The 14,663-nt window shown below is 64.2% G+C and carries 15 protein-coding genes and 1 pseudogene; 7 read left to right on the top strand and 9 right to left on the bottom strand.

Translation table 11 applies throughout. The annotated features are described in order from the left end of the window. From VTU_RS0103750 to VTU_RS0103730, 5 genes are all read right to left on the bottom strand, one after another. On the bottom strand, window positions 1-1,263 hold a 1,263-nt coding region (locus tag VTU_RS0103750), incomplete at its 3' end, for a TRAP transporter large permease (RefSeq protein ID WP_010100914.1). 4 nt (window positions 1,264-1,267) lie between these two features. After that, window positions 1,268-1,762, bottom strand: coding sequence for a TRAP transporter small permease (locus VTU_RS0103745; RefSeq protein ID WP_010100912.1), 495 nt, complete (start codon window positions 1,760-1,762; stop codon window positions 1,268-1,270). A gap of 13 nt (window positions 1,763-1,775) precedes the next feature. Then, a complete protein-coding gene (locus VTU_RS0103740; RefSeq protein ID WP_029554074.1) occupies window positions 1,776-2,759 on the bottom strand; it encodes a TRAP transporter substrate-binding protein in 984 nt (327 codons plus the stop codon). Between the two features lie 51 nt (window positions 2,760-2,810). Next, window positions 2,811-3,692, bottom strand: a complete 882-nt coding sequence (locus tag VTU_RS0103735) for an SMP-30/gluconolactonase/LRE family protein (RefSeq protein WP_010100909.1) — start codon at window positions 3,690-3,692, stop codon at window positions 2,811-2,813. A gap of 4 nt (window positions 3,693-3,696) precedes the next feature. Further along, on the bottom strand, window positions 3,697-4,515 hold the full coding sequence (locus VTU_RS0103730; RefSeq protein WP_029554073.1) for an NAD-dependent epimerase/dehydratase family protein: 819 nt from the start codon (window positions 4,513-4,515) through the stop codon (window positions 3,697-3,699). A gap of 123 nt (window positions 4,516-4,638) precedes the next feature. On the opposite strand from VTU_RS0103730, the gene VTU_RS0103725 reads away from it, so the two are divergent. Then, window positions 4,639-5,367 carry a FadR/GntR family transcriptional regulator gene (locus VTU_RS0103725; protein WP_010100905.1) on the top strand — a complete coding sequence of 243 codons (729 nt, stop codon included), beginning with the start codon at window positions 4,639-4,641 and terminating at the stop codon, window positions 5,365-5,367. A 48-nt stretch (window positions 5,368-5,415) separates the two neighbouring features. On the opposite strand, the gene VTU_RS0103720 is transcribed toward VTU_RS0103725, so the two are convergent. Together VTU_RS0103720 and VTU_RS0103715 are read right to left on the bottom strand one after the other, a co-directional pair. After that, entirely contained in the window at window positions 5,416-6,189 is a 774-nt protein-coding gene (locus tag VTU_RS0103720) for a PaeR7I family type II restriction endonuclease (RefSeq protein WP_010100903.1), read from the bottom strand. Continuing rightward, window positions 6,179-8,137: an Eco57I restriction-modification methylase domain-containing protein gene (locus tag VTU_RS0103715; RefSeq protein ID WP_236610622.1), complete on the bottom strand. Its 1,959-nt coding sequence runs from the start codon at window positions 8,135-8,137 to the stop codon at window positions 6,179-6,181. The genes VTU_RS0103720 and VTU_RS0103715 overlap by 11 nt, the downstream gene beginning before the upstream one ends. Here VTU_RS0103715 and VTU_RS32445 point away from each other — a divergent pair. The 6 genes and pseudogenes from VTU_RS32445 to VTU_RS32440 all read left to right on the top strand — a co-directional run. Next, window positions 8,033-8,369: pseudogene (locus tag VTU_RS32445) on the top strand (FCD domain-containing protein); the annotation flags it as partial. The gene VTU_RS0103715 and the pseudogene VTU_RS32445 sit on opposite strands and share 105 nt — an antisense overlap. A gap of 77 nt (window positions 8,370-8,446) precedes the next feature. Further along, a complete protein-coding gene (gene kdgD, locus VTU_RS0103710) occupies window positions 8,447-9,358 on the top strand; it encodes a 5-dehydro-4-deoxyglucarate dehydratase (RefSeq protein WP_010100899.1) in 912 nt (303 codons plus the stop codon). A 241-nt stretch (window positions 9,359-9,599) separates the two neighbouring features. Beyond that, the gene (locus VTU_RS0103705) at window positions 9,600-10,736 is read left to right on the top strand and encodes an AAA family ATPase (protein WP_010100897.1); all 1,137 of its coding nucleotides are present in this window, start codon (window positions 9,600-9,602) and stop codon (window positions 10,734-10,736) included. A gap of 142 nt (window positions 10,737-10,878) precedes the next feature. Further along, window positions 10,879-12,054, top strand: coding sequence for an AAA family ATPase (locus tag VTU_RS0103700; RefSeq protein ID WP_029554071.1), 1,176 nt, complete (start codon window positions 10,879-10,881; stop codon window positions 12,052-12,054). Then, entirely contained in the window at window positions 12,048-12,674 is a 627-nt protein-coding gene (locus VTU_RS0103695) for a DUF4276 family protein (RefSeq protein WP_040891868.1), read from the top strand. Before VTU_RS0103700 ends, VTU_RS0103695 begins: the two co-directional genes overlap by 7 nt. 40 nt (window positions 12,675-12,714) lie before the next feature. Continuing rightward, complete coding sequence (locus VTU_RS32440; protein WP_138927779.1) at window positions 12,715-12,939, top strand: hypothetical protein; 225 nt, start codon at window positions 12,715-12,717, stop codon at window positions 12,937-12,939. A 63-nt stretch (window positions 12,940-13,002) separates the two neighbouring features. Here the strand turns inward: VTU_RS32440 and garL are convergent, their stop codons facing one another. Beyond that, window positions 13,003-13,788: a 2-dehydro-3-deoxyglucarate aldolase gene (gene garL / locus VTU_RS0103690; protein WP_010100888.1), complete on the bottom strand. Its 786-nt coding sequence runs from the start codon at window positions 13,786-13,788 to the stop codon at window positions 13,003-13,005. Between the two features lie 15 nt (window positions 13,789-13,803). Beyond that, a partial coding sequence (locus tag VTU_RS25545; RefSeq protein ID WP_010100886.1) for a tripartite tricarboxylate transporter substrate binding protein occupies window positions 13,804-14,663 on the bottom strand: 860 nt, incomplete at its 5' end.

Below are 14,663 nucleotides of genomic sequence, written 5' to 3'. Positions count from 1 at the left end.
CATCGAGAAAGCCGGCACGTAGGTCACGAGCAGCAGCGCGGCGATCATGGCGCCGTAGAAGGGCCAGATGGTCCGCATGACGTGCCCCACGGAGACGCCGCCAATGGTGCAGCCGATGAACTGCACCGTCCCCACCGGGGGCGTGTTCAGGCCCAGGGCGCAGTTGACGAGCATGACGATGCCGAACTGCACCGGACCCATGCCGAATTGCTGGCAGATGGGCAGGAAGATGGGGGTGCACAACAGAATCGTCGCGGCCATGTCCAGAAAGGTGCCGAGCACGAACAGCAGGCCGTTGACCATCAGGAAGATGAGCCAGGGCTCGTGGGTCAGCGTGGTCAGCATTTGCCCGGTGAGCTCGGCCACGCCGTACAGGCTGATGAGGTAGCCGAAGGTGGAGGAGATGCCGATCAGCAGCAAGATGGTTCCCGTGGTCTTGACGGCCTTGGTCGCGGCTTTCAGGAAATGTTCCCGGCGCAGGGTCTTGTAGATGAAGACGGTGAGCACCAGCGTGTACAGCACCGCGATCGCCGCAGACTCGGTGGCGGTGAAGACCCCGCTCAGGATGCCCACCAGAATCACCGCGACCACCAGCAGGCCCGGTACCGAGGCCGCAAAGGAGCGCCCCACGATGGCCCAGCCCGGGAAGCTGCCCGCGGGGTAGCCGCGGCGCACCGCGACCAGGTACGTCGCGGCCAGGTTGCTCAAGGTCAGAATCAGCGCCGGCAGGAGACCGGCCAGGATCAGCGCGGCAATCGATACCTTGCCCCCGGTTGCCAGCGTGTAGATGATCATGTTGTGGCTGGTGGGCATCAGGGCGCCGACCAGCGCCGCGTGGGTGGTCACGTTGACGGCGTAGTCCGCGTGGTAGCCCTCTTTTTTCATCATCGGGATCATGACCGCGCCCATCGCGGACACGTCTGCGCCGGGCGATCCCGACACCCCGCCGAACAGGGTGCAGGCGAGCACGTTGCTCATCCCCAGGCCGCCGCGCACATGGCCGATCAGGCTGCGCGCGAAGTCGACGATCTTGTCCGCAACGCCGCCGTGGAGCATGAGTTCGCCGGCAAAGATGAAGAAGGGAATGGCCAGGAAGGAAAAAATGCCCATCCCGGAAATCATTTGCTGAAAGCCGACAGCCAGCGGCAGCCCTTCGTAGAGCAGCGTGGCCAGGGCCGCGAGACCCATGGAAAAAGCCACGGGCACGCCCAGCAGCAGCAATGCCGTAAAGCCCAGTGCGAGGATGAGGAGTGCGGTGGTCATGGAATCATTTCCAGGCAGGCTCGACTTCGACCCCTTGGGCCAGGGCCATGATGTGTTCCAGCGAGAACATCGCGATGAGGGCGCCGGACAGGACGGCGGGCAGGTATTTCCAGCCCTCGGAAATGCGCAGCGTGGGCAGGCGGTAGGCCCAGACGGATTCGGCCATCGCCGCGCAATTCCAGGCCATGGCAAGGCCGAACAGCAGGACCAGCGCGTGGATCAGGTACTCCATGCGCCGGCGCAGCGGCGCGGACGCCAGCACCAGCATGGACTCCAGGCCGATGTGGCCGGCGTCGCGCACGGCGACCGCCGTGCCGAGCATGGTGACCCACAGCACCATGAGCAGGGCCAGGCTCTCCGCCCAGGTCGGGGTATTGTTCAGCACGTAGCGGCCAAAGACCTGCCAGCTCACGGCCGAGACCAGCGCAACCATGCCCGCGACGCCCAGCCACATGCAGGCGTAAGCCAGGCGTTTGCAAAGGCTGGTGTAGAGCGTCATGGCGCGTTCCTGGCTACTTGGTGTCCTGCGCGCGCCGGACCAGATCCTTGAGCTTGGGATCGGTGATGAACTTGTCGTAGACGGGTTGCATGGCGCGGCGAAAGGAGGCCTTGTCCACTTCCACGATCTGCGCACCGCCGGCCTTCACGGCGGCCAGGGATTTCTCCTCGCGTTCGTCCCAGAGCTTGCGCATGTAGGGGACGGACTCCTTGGCCGCCTGGCGGATCGCCTGCTGGTCCTGTGCGCTCAGCCGGTCCCAAACGCGCTTGGAAAACAGCAGGATTTCCGGGGCCATGGAGTGCTCGGTCTTGGCGTAGTAGCGCGCCACCTCGTAGTGGCGCGAACTTTCGTACGACGGGTAGTTGTTTTCTGCTGCATCGACCAGGCCGGTTTTGAGCGCGGTGTACACCTCGCCGTAGGGCATGGGCGTTGCGTTCGCGCCCATGGCCTCGATCAGCGATACCCACAGGTCGGACTGCTGGACGCGGATTTTCATGCCCTTGACGTCGGCCAGCGATTGCAAGGGCTTCTTCACCGAGTAAATGGAACGCGAGCCGCTGTCATAAAAAGCCAGTGCAATGAACCCCTGCGCTTCGCAGTCTTTGAGGATTTCCTCGCCGATGGCGCCATCGAGCACGCGGCGCATGTGTTCGATGCTGCGAAACAGGAAGGGCATGGTGGGAACCATGGTCGCGGCGCAGATGTTGTTCATGGGCGCGACGTTCACGCGCGTCATGGCGATGGCACCGATCTTGGTTTGCTCGATGGCGTCCTTCTCGGTGCCCAGCTTGCCGCCGGAGAACACCTGGATGCCGTGTTTTCCATTGCTCAGCCGCTTGAGCGTTGCGCCCATTTGCCGGACCGCCAGGGTCGTCGGGTAGTCGTCCGGATGGGCTTCTGCCGAGCGAAACTCGGTGGCCTGGGCGGCCAGGCCGACGCCGGCCAGCGCGATGCCGGCGGCCAGCAGCGCGCGGCCAGGCAGAGGGGGGATTTTCATGCGGGTCTCCTGGGTTGAAATCATGGGCAACGCCGGTTCTCCGTGCTCTGTCTAGGCGCATCGGTAAGGGGTTTCGGGCAGGCCCGAGACCCCGGGGCGGGCCACGAAGACCGCGCCGCCGAGCGCCACGTCGTCGCCCTGCGGCCGGTCCGGGCGGATCGAGGTGATGAACAGCAGGTCCAGCCCCGGGCCGCCAAAGCTGCACATGGACGGCTTGCTGGTGGGCACGGCAAGGGAGCGATCGAGGCGCCCCTGCGGCGTGAAGCGGTGCAGCACGGCGGCGTCGTTGCCGCAGATCCAGTAGCAGCCCTCGGCGTCGATGGCCGCGCCATCCGGGCGCCCCGGCAGGGCGCGCATGTCGGCAAACACCGTGCGCGGCCCCGGCGTGCCGTCGTCGTGCAGCGGCATGGACCAGATGCGCTGCACGCCCGGGTGGCTGTCGCTGAGGTACATGGTGGCGCCATCGGGGCTGAAGGCCAGCCCGTTGGGCGTGACCAGGCCCGACACCAGCGGCGCCGACAGGCCGCGCGGGTCCATGCGATACAGGCTGCCCGCGGGCTGCGCCAGCGCCGTGTCGCGCAGCATCGTCCCCGCCCAGAATCGGCCCTGGCGGTCGCAGCGGCCGTCGTTGAAACGCATTGCGGGCCGGGGGTGCCCGATGCCCGCGAGCCGCTGCGCGCCCAAGCTGCCGTCGGCGCCGGGTTGCAGCTGGAACACCCCGGTTTCCATGCCGGCAACCAGGCCGCCATCCGCGTGCAGACCCAGACAGGCCAGGCGTTCGCCCGCCTCCCAGCTGCACAGCCGGCGGTCCGGAAACGACCAGCGGCGCAGCGCACGGCCTTCGATGTCCACCCAGTAGAGCGCCTGCTCGGCGACGCTCCATACCGGGCTTTCGCCCACCTGGTCCCGGTGGTCCGACAGCAGCAGATCCATGGGCTCATTCGGGCGGGCCGGTGCGCACGAAGGCACCCCCCTGGTAGATCACGGCCGGATCGCTGATGTCCGGGTGCGGGTCGGCGGCCTCGATCCGGGCGCGAAACGGCTCCGAGCTGTCCTGCGGGCGGTAGCCGATATGGCGCGCCAGGCGGTTGTCCCACCAGGTGGCGGCGTTGTCGCTTATGCCGTAGAGGGTGCTATGCCCCACCAGCGGCGCGGTCAGGCTGGCCACGACCAGGCGCTCCAGATCGTCGTGGCTCATCCAGGTGGCCAGCATGCGGCGATCGCGCGGCTCGGCAAGGGACGAGCCGATGCGCAGGCACACGCTCTCGATGCCGTAGCGGTCGAAGTAAAGCCGCGCGAGGTTTTCGCCAAACGCCTTGGACAGGCCGTACAGGCCATCGGGGCGGACCGGGTCGTCCGGGCCCACCACTTGGTCCTGCCGGTAGAAGCCGGTCACATGGTTGGAACTGGCAAACACCACGCGCCCGACCCCCTGCTTGCGCGCGGCCTCGTACAGGTTGTACACGCCGACGATGTTCGCCTGCAAAATCGGCTCCCAGGGCTGCTCGGTGGACACGCCGCCCAGATGCACCACGGCCTGCACCCCTTCGAGCAGGCGCAGCATGGCGCCCGCGTCCTCCAGCTGCGCCGGGCACAACTCCTCGCCCGGCTCGGCGCAGCCAAGCGCCTCCCTGTCCGAGACGCGCAACACGCTGCAATAAGCCTTTAGCCGCGTGCGCAGCACGCGCCCAAGCCCGCCGGCGGCTCCGGTGAGCAATACACGGTGGAATCGGATCGGGGTCGGGTGGCAGGGCATGGCAATCCCAAAACTTCTTGCTACAGTGGCGCTGGCATTGCTGAAATGTCATCAGTCATCGTACAACTCCGCCGCAATGTACCCCGTCTCCTCCCCGCTGCTGCCTAGGGATAACACCAGGAAATGAGCACCGACACCGCGCCGCGCCGCAGGCCCCGCACCCTGGCCCTGGAACTGGTCGATGCCCTGGGCGAGCGCATTCGCGACGGCCGCCTGGTACTGGGCGACAAACTGCCCACCGAGGCCGCGATCATGGCCGAGTTCAGCGTCAGCCGGACGGTGGTGCGCGAGGCCCTCTCCAAACTGCAAGCCTCCGGGCTGGTGGAGACGCGGCACGGCATCGGCACCTTTGTGCTCGGCCTGGAACAGGCGCCGGGCTTTCGGATCACGCCCGAACGGTTCAGCACCCTGCGCGACGTGATCGCCGTGCTGGAACTGCGCATCGGCGTGGAAACCGAAGCCGCCGCGCTCGCCGCGCAGCGCCGCACGCCCGCGAACATCCAGACCCTGCGCGCGGCGCTCGACGCCCTCACGACCGCGGTGGACGCGGGGCACGACGCCGTGGCCGCAGACTTCCAGTTCCACCTGGAGATCGCACGCGCCACGCAGAACAGCCACTTTGCAGAACTCATGGGAACGCTCGGCAGCATGATCATTCCGCGCGCGCGCCTCGATTCCACCGACGCCCCGGACGACGAACGCAAGCAGTACCTGCGCCGGGTCAACGGCGAGCACGAGAGCATCTACGACGCCATCGTCGCCCAGGACCCGGACGCCGCGCGCGCCGCCATGCGCACCCACCTGGCAAATAGCCGCGAGCGCCGCCGGCGCGCGCAGGCTGGTGCGCATTGAGAGGCGGCTGAGCTCTGGGTAAGACATGCGCACAGAGTTTTTTTCAATTCAGGTATGAGTCTGAACGAGGGGTGTGACCTCCGGTGGCGGCGGCCGCGAGGCCTCTGCCGCAATGTGCGCGGCGAAAGTGGTCACAAAGTATTCCAGGCCCGAGAGGGGAGAGAACTCCGCGTATGCGCCGGTTTCGGCCGAGTTCAGCGGCGTGGCCAACAGCGCGGCGGCGGCGTAAAGCCCTTCCTTCACAAGCCTCCGGCAAAGCTGGTCGTAGCGCTGGATGTACGAGGCATCGCGCCACTCTGGAAAGACGTTGAAGTGCGGCTGGGCGGTCCGAATGGGGCGGCGCGATTCGTCCTCATCGCCAACCACCATGAGCCAGCCAAGAAATGGCCGGGGCTGGTCGCCAAGCGCGCCTTCGCGCCATGCGGTCCACAGGCAATGCGCGACTCCGATGGCCTCTTCGGTGCGGTTGTTGTAGTTGTTCCCGTAGCTGCCGACTTGCGACTTGAACTCGAGCGCCGCGACCAGGCGGTTGCCGCGCATGACGACCACATCCCATTGCTTCGTGGGACGGAAGTAGCCTGGCAAAACCACGAGGCCCTTGTCGATGTGGATCTGCGCATCATGCAGTCCATTGGCCCTGACAAGGCTCTGCATCAACGCCAGAAAGCCGTTGAGGTTGTTGCCGGCGGTCACGGCGCCGCGCGTTCCCCTGTCGATGTTGCCAGTCTCTTCCTGCTTTCGCGCCGCCGCCTCCCGGTTGCCCCAAAACGCCTTGATCGCGTCGCGCGCCTGCTCGCGGTAGTTCGCCAGATCAAGCGCCATTCGCCTTCCCTTTTGCTATTTGCTGTTCTTCTGCCGTCAGGCCATAGAGCTCAAACGTCGCCGCGTCGCATGCGGACACGTCGAGCGCCTGCGCCGCTTGCACAAGCCGCTCGCGCAGAGCGCGGGGCACGTCTTCCCAGAGGGGAAGTCTGATCCGACGCAGATACTGGGCCTGGAACCGCAGGAACCCTCCCCGCATCTTCGTCGAGTACGTGGAGATGAAGAGCCTCGTCAAGCTGGAGAGCAAGACGGCTTGCAGCACGCGCAAGTCCCACGCGTCCGACACCACGTAGTAGAGGTTGTGGTGCGGGTAGAGCAGCCCTGGCTCGTAGACGACCTGGGCGTCGCCCTTGATGTCTGGAATGAGAAGTTTCGGCCGATTCGCCAGCGACGGCGTGATGCGGTCAATCGTCCGATACCACCGCTTCGCGTCATTCCTCGCGACGTGCCGGCCCGCAATCGCCGCCCGATGGGTCTCGAGGTAGACGGCCAGCTTCGGGTAGTCACGAAGATCGACGAGCGGCCCCTCGTCTGTGAAGGGATTGACCACGCCATAGCCGCGCCACTCGACATGGCCGGTCACGATGTCGCGGGTCATGGCCAGCGGCAGCTTGCGGCTCGGCTCAATGTCGAGCTCGTCGAACTTGGCGACGTAGACCTTATCGGCTCCGGTGGCGACGCCGATTCCGACCTTGCATCCAGCCTCTTCCAGAGCAGGGAAGGCCTGCTCGATGCGGCGCACCAGGCTTGTCGCGTCGGAAAATTGCAGCACCCAAGGCGCATCGCCCTTGGCCACGTCGTCAAGGCTGTGCACCGACGGTGGCAGCTCCTTTGTTTGGCCTCGCAGGGTCTTTGCCAAGTCGCGCAGGTAGGCGGTTTCGATTTTCGGGCGCGCCGCGACCAGCGTGGGGCCGGGGCTGGCCCGCTCGATCATCGTGATCGCTGGATAGGCCACGACTTCGGAGTGGAAGGCGGGTGTGTCGAACATGTCGACATAGGCTTGCAGGTGGAACTCGCTGGCGACCAGCGCGCGCAGCGGGCCTCCGTATCGGTTCTTCATCCACCTGTCAGCGCAAATGAAGGAGAGCTTCCCCGCTGGCTTCAAGAGCCGCAGGCTGCGCTCGATGAACGGGATGTATAGGTCGGCGCGGTCGTAGAGGGTCGCGTAGCGGCGGCGGTATTCCCGCAGCAGCGCGGCGGGGATCAGTTCCTGCCTCACGTAGGGCGGGTTGCCAATGACGAAGTCGAACGACTCGGGCAGCGGCGCCAAGAGGAAATCGCCATGCGTGAGCCACTTGTCGGCAAGCCTGGCCGCTTCGGCCACCTCGATTCCGTTCGATGCGAGGAGCTGCAGCGCCTGCGCGCGAGTCTGCGCGAACGAACTCGCGTGAAGCTCCACGGCCCGAATGCATCCATCCAGCGGGGGAACCTCCACGCCGCGCTCTCGCGCAGAGGCGGTGGCTGACAGGAGCCGCGAGATGGCCACCAAGAGGAATTCCCCGCTACCGAACGACGGCTCGAGAAGGGACTTGGTGTATAGGGCGCTCGAAGGCGAGTAGCCCACAAGGTCCAAGATGAACTCGACTACTTCGGGGCGCGTGAAGATCGCGCCGCGCTCTTCACCCCCCGCTCCGTGCGCAAGCACCCGCACAGCGTCCGTCACCGGGCACATGCCTGGGAGGCCCGGTTGGTCGAGCAGCAGTTCGAATTGATCCATGGATTCCTTCACAAGGAGAAATGCCATTATCCGGGTTCCCCCGGCAGTCCCTAAGCTCGAAAGAACTCCGAACAACTCGCTGATAAGGCCAACGCAGCAAGCGATGGCGTTACAAGCGTTGGCAATCTGCGCGACGTGATCGCCGTGCTGGAACTGCGCATCGGCGTGGAAACCGAAGCCGCCGCGGTGGACGCGGGGCACGACGCCGTGGCCGCAGACTTCCAGTTCCACCTGGAGATCGCACGCGCCACGCAGAACAGCCACTTTGCGGAACGCATGGGAACGCTCGGCAGCATGATCATTCCGCGCGCGCCTCGACTCCACCGACGCCCCGGACGACGAACGCAAGCAGTACCTGCGCCGGGTCAACGGCGAGCACGAGAGCATCTACGACGCCATCGTCGCCCAGGATCCGGACGCCGCGCGCGCAGACCGGCGCGCAGCCAACCCATCCCGTCAGTAATTTCCCGTAGAGCCGTCGAATGACTCTAGTTGTACGATGACTGGTAAGACAACCCACCAGCCCCGCCCATCCCACCCATGACCCCTGAAGAACTCAAAAGCGTGCTGCAAGCCGGCCTGCTGTCGTTCCCGCTGACCGACTTCGACAGCGAACTGCGCTTCGCCCCCGGGCCCTACGCTGCGCGCCTGGAATGGCTCCAGCCCTACGGCGCCTCGGCGCTGTTTGCCGCCGGAGGCACCGGGGAGTTCTTCTCGCTCGCGCCCCGCGAATTCAGCGCCGTGGTGCAGGTGGCGCTCGATACCTGCCGCGCGCGCACCCCGATCATTGCCGGCGCCGGCGGCGGCACCACGCTGGCCATCGAATACGCGCAGGAGGCCGAGCGCCTGGGCGCGCAGGGCATTCTGCTGCTGCCCCACTACCTCACCGAAGCCAGCCAGCAGGGTCTGGTGGCGCACGTGCAAGCGGTGTGCCAGAGCGTGCGCATCGGCGTCATCGTCTACAACCGGGGCGCCTGCCGGCTCACGCCCGCGAGCCTGCTCACCCTGGCCGGGCGCTGCCCCAACCTCGTGGGCTTCAAGGACGGCGTGGGCGACATCGAGGCCTTTGTCTCCATCCGCCAGACCCTGGGCGAGCGCTTTGCCTACCTCGGCGGCCTGCCCACCGCCGAAGTCTTCGCCGGCGCCTATCAGGCCATGGGCTGCCCCGTGTACTCGTCGGCCGTTTTCAACTTCATCCCCCGGACGGCGATGGCGTTCTACGCCGCCCACGCCGCCGGCGACGGCGCCACCTGCGAGCGCCTGCTGCGCGAGTTCTTCCTGCCCTACATCGCCCTGCGCAACCAGGGCCCGGGCTACGCCGTGTCCATCGTCAAGGCCGGCGCCGCGCTGGCGGGCCACGGCGCCGGCCCGGTGCGGCCGCCGCTGACCGACCTCAGCCCCCCCGAAGTCGAACACCTGCGCGCGCTGATGGCGCCGCTGGGCGCGCAATGAGCCCGGGGGGACGCGAACCGCATGCTCCGTCCCCCAGGCGCCGGGAGGCGTTTGCGCTCTTCTCCGGCCGCGTCCCCGGGTGTAGATAGAATTTGCGCACCACCCGCGACCCGGCCCCCTTGCCGGGTTTTCCAGAATTGGACGGGAAAATCCGCCGTGAGAGCCTGCCGCTTTCCCGGCGCCATCCATCCGGGCGCTCCCGTCGCCTGCCCCAACGATGGCAAATCCTGAAGGGACATTCATGGCAATCGAGACCACAGCACCCAAGGCAAGGCTTCAGGGCCGCATCCAACGCGTCAGCATCAACGGGTTTCGCAGCCTGGCCGACGTGCGCGACCTGGAACTTCCCCAGTTGACCGTACTGATCGGGGCCAATGGTTCGGGCAAGTCAAACCTCATCCGCTTCTTTGAAATGCTCGCCTGGATGCTCCGCGGGCAGAACCTGCAGGAGTTCGTCACGCGCAATGGCGGCGGCGACGACCAGTTGTACATGGGCGCGCGCCGCACCCCGCGCATGAACGGCGAGATCAGCATCATCACGGACCGGGGGGTCAACGACTACCGCTTTGGTCTGGCGCACGTGAGCGGCAACGACACGCTGATGTTCGTCGACGAGGCGTACCGCTACTCGGGCCGCCAGTTCGAGACCAAGGCCAAATGGATGCTGTTGCAAGCCGGAGGTCGGGAAGCCAGCTTGGTTGCGGCCAACCACCAGACCGCGCGCGTGGTGGTGAGCCTGCTCAAACGCTGCACCACGTACCAGTTCCACGACACCTCGGCGCACGCCAACATCAAGCTGCCGTGGGACATGACGGACTTCACCTGGCTGCGTTCGGACGGGGCCAACTTGGCGCCGATCCTGCTGCGCATGCAAGAGACGCAGATCAGCCGCTACAAGACCATCGTGCAGCAAATCGCGCGCGTCCTGCCCGGCTTCGCCGAATTTGAATTGCAGCCGGCCTACGGCAAGCTGGCATTGCGCTGGCGCAGCGTCCACAGCGAGAAGACCTTCGGTGCGCACCTGACTTCGGACGGGTCCTTGCGGCTCTTCTGTTTGCTGACCCTCTTGAACCTGCCGGAAGAGATGCTCCCGGACGTCATGTTCTTCGACGAACCCGAACTCGGGCTGCACCCGCACGCCATCGAATTGGTTGCCGAAATGATCAAGACGCTCGCCAAAGCGCGGCAGATATTCATCGCCACGCAATCGCCCCATATGGTCGATTGTTTTGCACTCGACGACGTGATCGTGGCAAACAACCACGACGGCGCAACCCAGCTGCGAACGCTGCCGCATGAGCATTATCAGCGCTGGCTGGACGAGGAGTATTTTGTTTCCGACGTCGGGCTCAGCGAGCCAGCGGCGCAGGGGATGTGAAGCGGCTGCCTGTTGGGGGTTTGTGGTGTTTCAGGGGGTGGCTGGCCATCCTTGATTTCTGCTTCAAGCACAGTGAGCGGTGTTTTCCGGTGGCTGGTGCCAAGCAGGGCTCCTGTCGCCCATAATCGAAAAAGTTCACACCATGCTGATAAAACACATCAAACTCACCAATTTCCTGAGTTATGGAAATCATTCCGAGTCCATCCCGCTGGGGCCCTTGAATGTGATCATTGGCCCCAATGGCTCAGGCAAATCAAACTTGTTGGAGGCCATTGAACTGATCAAGTCCACGCCCAAAGATCTGATTGCACCCATCAGGGATGGCGGTGGTGTGCGGGACTGGCTATGGAAAGGCCGCACTCCACCCATGCCTGCCTCATTGGATGTAGTCATTGATCATCCGGGAGAAATAAACAACCTTCGCTATTCACTGAGTTTTACTGAAGTATCCCAAAGATTCGAGCTCATTGAAGAGCGTATTGAAAGAGCCGAACCGGATCATGGTCATACGAAGCCTTATCTCTATTACAGATTCGAGGACGGACACGGCGTACTGAATGTCAAGAACGAAGACCGCAGGCTCCGACGAGAGGACATTGAACCCAACCAGTCCATTCTTTCGCAGCGGAAAGACCCCGATCAGTACCCGGAGCTTACATTTCTGGGCAAGACATTGCCGAAGATTCGCCTCTATCGTGAATGGTGCTTTGGTCGCTTCACGGCGGCAAGAACATCGCAGAAAGCGGACCTGCCCAACGATTTTTTGGAACCTGACTGCAGCAATCTGGGTCTGGTTCTGAACCGTCTGCAAGAAAACCATGATCTTAAAAAGCGACTCATTGAGGAATTGCGTGCTTTGTACGAAGGAATTCAGGACTACTACGTAAAAATTGACGGAGGCACTGTTCAGGTCTTTTTTCAGGAGCAGGTGAATAACCGCACCGTTCCGATTCCTGCCACCAGGCTATCGGACGGCACGTTGCGCTACCTGTGCCTGCTCGCCATTCTCTGTCATCCCGATCCACCACCGTTGGTATGCATTGAGGAGCCTGAGTTGGGGCTGCATCCCGATGTATTGCCAAATCTGGCCCAGCTTCTCAAGGACGCGTCCGAGCGTACACAGTTGATCGTCACCACCCATTCCGATGTATTGGTTGATGCGTTCACCGATCAGCCCGATGCCGTCTTGGTAGCAGATAGGGGGGAGGAGGGAACCACCCTGACCCGACTCGACAAGGAAAAGCTCAAACCATGGCTGGAGAAATATCGCCTGGGGCAGCTCTGGACTCGCGGCGATATTGGGGGCACGAGATGGTGAAGCTTTTTGTCGAGGGTGGTGGAGGTGGACTTGAAAAGGAATGCCGTGAAGGATTCAGGAAATTCATCACCACCGCAGGAATAAAAAATCAACCACGCATTGTTGCCTCTGGTAGCCGTAGCAAGGCTTTTGATGATTATCGCATTGCCATAGACAACGGGGAAGAAGCGCTTCTCCTGATAGACAGCGAGGCACCGGTTGCGGACCAGCATCAACAAGGTGCGGATGCCGATCAATGGAAGCCGTGGGCGTATCTGAGGAATCGTCAGGACGATGCGTGGGAGCAGCCAGCGGGAGCTTCAGACACTGACTGTCATCTGATGGTCCAATGCATGGAAAATTGGTTTCTTGCAGACAGCACAACACTCGAGAAATTCTTCGGGCAAGGTTTCAAAAAAGACAAATTACCAGCCTACCGTCCGATCGAACAGGTAGCAAAGAATGAAGTCCACAGCGCACTGGCCGATGCGACCCAGGGTTGCAAAACCAAGGCCCCATACGGAAAAAGCGAGCATTCATTCAAACTGCTGGCAATAGTAGATCCGGACCGCATCACCGCTGCTTCGCCATGGGCAAAGCGCTTTGTCGATGCATTGAAAAAGAAAATGGATTCATCATAGATCTGCTGCTTATAGCGCGATTACCAGCTGGGCCACCGCCATGCAAATTCTTTCCCCGGAAAAAGACCTTGGCAAGCTTGTGGCAGTCGATACCCTGATGACCAGCGGACTGCATCCATTCGTCTATCTCGGTGCAGCTCTCTTCGGTGCGGCCATGGGTTATTCAGAGGCACTGGTACTTGCCGCCATCGTCAGTGCCGTGGGGACTGCTGCCATCGGACTTGCCGCCATCCGGCGAATCCCCTTGCGACAGCCAAGGCAATAGCCGCTGTTCGCACTCTCTGCCTGCGGCGCACGCAATCGCTTGGGTCGCCGGGGTTTTTCCCGCTCATTCCATGGGGCCGTCGGATGGAAAGCGCTCGCGCAGACCTTGCGTGGCGGAACGAAACAGCGCCTGGTCGGTACCGACCGCAACGAATTCAAAGCCCTGTTCGATGTAGCGGCGCGCGTCGGCTTCGACAACGGTCAGAATGCCGACGGCCTTGCCGGCGGCACGGCTGCGCGCATGGATGTCGGCGATCGCCGCCTGTACCTCGTGGTGCCCGGGATCGCCAAAATGCCCCAGCGCTGCGGACAGGTCGGCCGGGCCGATGAAGATGCCATCGACCCCCGGCACTTGCAGGATCTCATCGAGCGCGTCGATGCCCGCACGGCTTTCGATTTGCAGCAGCACGCACAGGTGCTCATGGATCTGCTGCGCGTACTCGGCGAGCGCACCGTAGCGGTTGCAGCGCTGCGCGTTCGAGACGCCGCGGATGCCCAGCGGCGGGTAGCGGGTGGCGGCCACTGCCCGTTGCGCCGCTGCGGCCGATTCGATGAAGGGCAGCAGCAGGTTGACGAAACCGATGTCCAGCAAACGCTTGATGAGCACCGGGTCGTTGGCCGGCGGGCGCACGACCGGGGCGCTGCGGCTGTCCTTGAGCGCCATCAGCTGCGGGATCAGCGTCGTCAGGTCATTCGGGGCATGCTCGCAGTCGAGCAAAATCCAGTCGAAACCGGCCTGCCCCAGGATTTCAGTGGTGATGTGGCTGGTCAGAGAGGACCAGCAGCCGATCAGGCGCCGGCGGGCGAGGATGTCGCGCCGGAAGGAATTGGGCAGAGCGGTATAGGCCATGGCTTGTCTCCCGAATCAATCTGCCGTGATGCCGGCGCGCTGGATCACGGCCTGCCATTTGGCGATTTCGGCGCTGACGAAATCGCTGAACTGCCCGGGTGTGCCGCTGGCGACGACAAAGCCCGTGCCCTCCAGATACTGGCGCAGCTTGGGGGCTTGCAGGGCCTGCGCGGTGGCGTCGGCCAGGCGGCTGATCACCGCGTCCGGGGTGCCGGCCGGGACGGACAGGCCAAACCAGGAAACGACGTCAAAGCCCGGAATCCCCGACTCGGCCATCGTGGGGACCTGCGGGAACGCCGGGTTGCGCGCCAGGCTGGTGACCGCCAGCGCGCGCAACCTGCCGGCCCTTACGTAGGCCAGCGCGGTGTCGTTGTTCAACGCCATGATCGGCACTTGGCCGGCCATCACGTCCGTGATCGCCTGGGCATTGCCTTTGTAGGGCACGTGGGTGATTTGCAGGCCATGGGTCTGCTTGAACAGTTCCAGCGCCAGATGCCCCGAAGACCCATTGCCCGCGCTGGCATGCGCGTAGGCCCCGGGCCTTTCCCTGGCCATGCGCACCAGGTCGGCCACCGTCCGGGCGGCAAACTGCGGGTTCACGACCAGCACGCTCGGCCCCGTGGCCAGCAATGCCACGTGCCTGAACGCGGCGTCCTTGTACGGCGTATTGCGCTGGAGGCTGTAGTTGGTGGCGTTCGAGCCAATCCCCGAGAGCAGCAGGCTGTAGCCGTCAGCGGGCGACTTGGCGACCTGGTCGGTCCCGATGCCGCCATTCGCCCCGGCCTTGTTCTCGACGACCACGGATTGCCCCAGGCTCTGGCCCAGTTCGCTCGCCAGCAGCCGCCCTATCGTGTCGGTGCTGCCGCCCGGCGGGA

This window comes from Verminephrobacter aporrectodeae subsp. tuberculatae At4 (assembly GCF_000193225.1).
GTDB lineage: Bacteria > Pseudomonadota > Gammaproteobacteria > Burkholderiales > Burkholderiaceae_C > Acidovorax > Acidovorax aporrectodeae.
This window is presented reverse-complemented; position numbering and strand designations above follow the sequence as displayed.

What these genes read in the sequence shown, in the direction of transcription:
- VTU_RS0103740 (WP_029554074.1), bottom strand. Translation starts at nt 2,759, where the DNA reads ATGAAAATCCCCCCTCTGCCTGGCCGCGCGCTGCTGGCCGCCGGCATC.
- VTU_RS0103730 (WP_029554073.1), bottom strand. Translation starts at nt 4,515, where the DNA reads ATGCCCTGCCACCCGACCCCGATCCGATTCCACCGTGTATTGCTCACC.
- VTU_RS0103720 (WP_010100903.1), bottom strand. Translation starts at nt 6,189, where the DNA reads ATGGCGCTTGATCTGGCGAACTACCGCGAGCAGGCGCGCGACGCGATC.
- VTU_RS0103700 (WP_029554071.1), top strand. Translation starts at nt 10,879, where the DNA reads ATGCTGATAAAACACATCAAACTCACCAATTTCCTGAGTTATGGAAAT.
- VTU_RS0103745 (WP_010100912.1), bottom strand. Translation starts at nt 1,762, where the DNA reads ATGACGCTCTACACCAGCCTTTGCAAACGCCTGGCTTACGCCTGCATG.
- garL (WP_010100888.1), bottom strand. Translation starts at nt 13,788, where the DNA reads ATGGCCTATACCGCTCTGCCCAATTCCTTCCGGCGCGACATCCTCGCC.
- VTU_RS32440 (WP_138927779.1), top strand. Translation starts at nt 12,715, where the DNA reads ATGCAAATTCTTTCCCCGGAAAAAGACCTTGGCAAGCTTGTGGCAGTC.
- VTU_RS0103725 (WP_010100905.1), top strand. Translation starts at nt 4,639, where the DNA reads ATGAGCACCGACACCGCGCCGCGCCGCAGGCCCCGCACCCTGGCCCTG.
- VTU_RS0103705 (WP_010100897.1), top strand. Translation starts at nt 9,600, where the DNA reads ATGGCAATCGAGACCACAGCACCCAAGGCAAGGCTTCAGGGCCGCATC.
- VTU_RS0103695 (WP_040891868.1), top strand. Translation starts at nt 12,048, where the DNA reads ATGGTGAAGCTTTTTGTCGAGGGTGGTGGAGGTGGACTTGAAAAGGAA.
- VTU_RS0103735 (WP_010100909.1), bottom strand. Translation starts at nt 3,692, where the DNA reads ATGGATCTGCTGCTGTCGGACCACCGGGACCAGGTGGGCGAAAGCCCG.
- kdgD (WP_010100899.1), top strand. Translation starts at nt 8,447, where the DNA reads ATGACCCCTGAAGAACTCAAAAGCGTGCTGCAAGCCGGCCTGCTGTCG.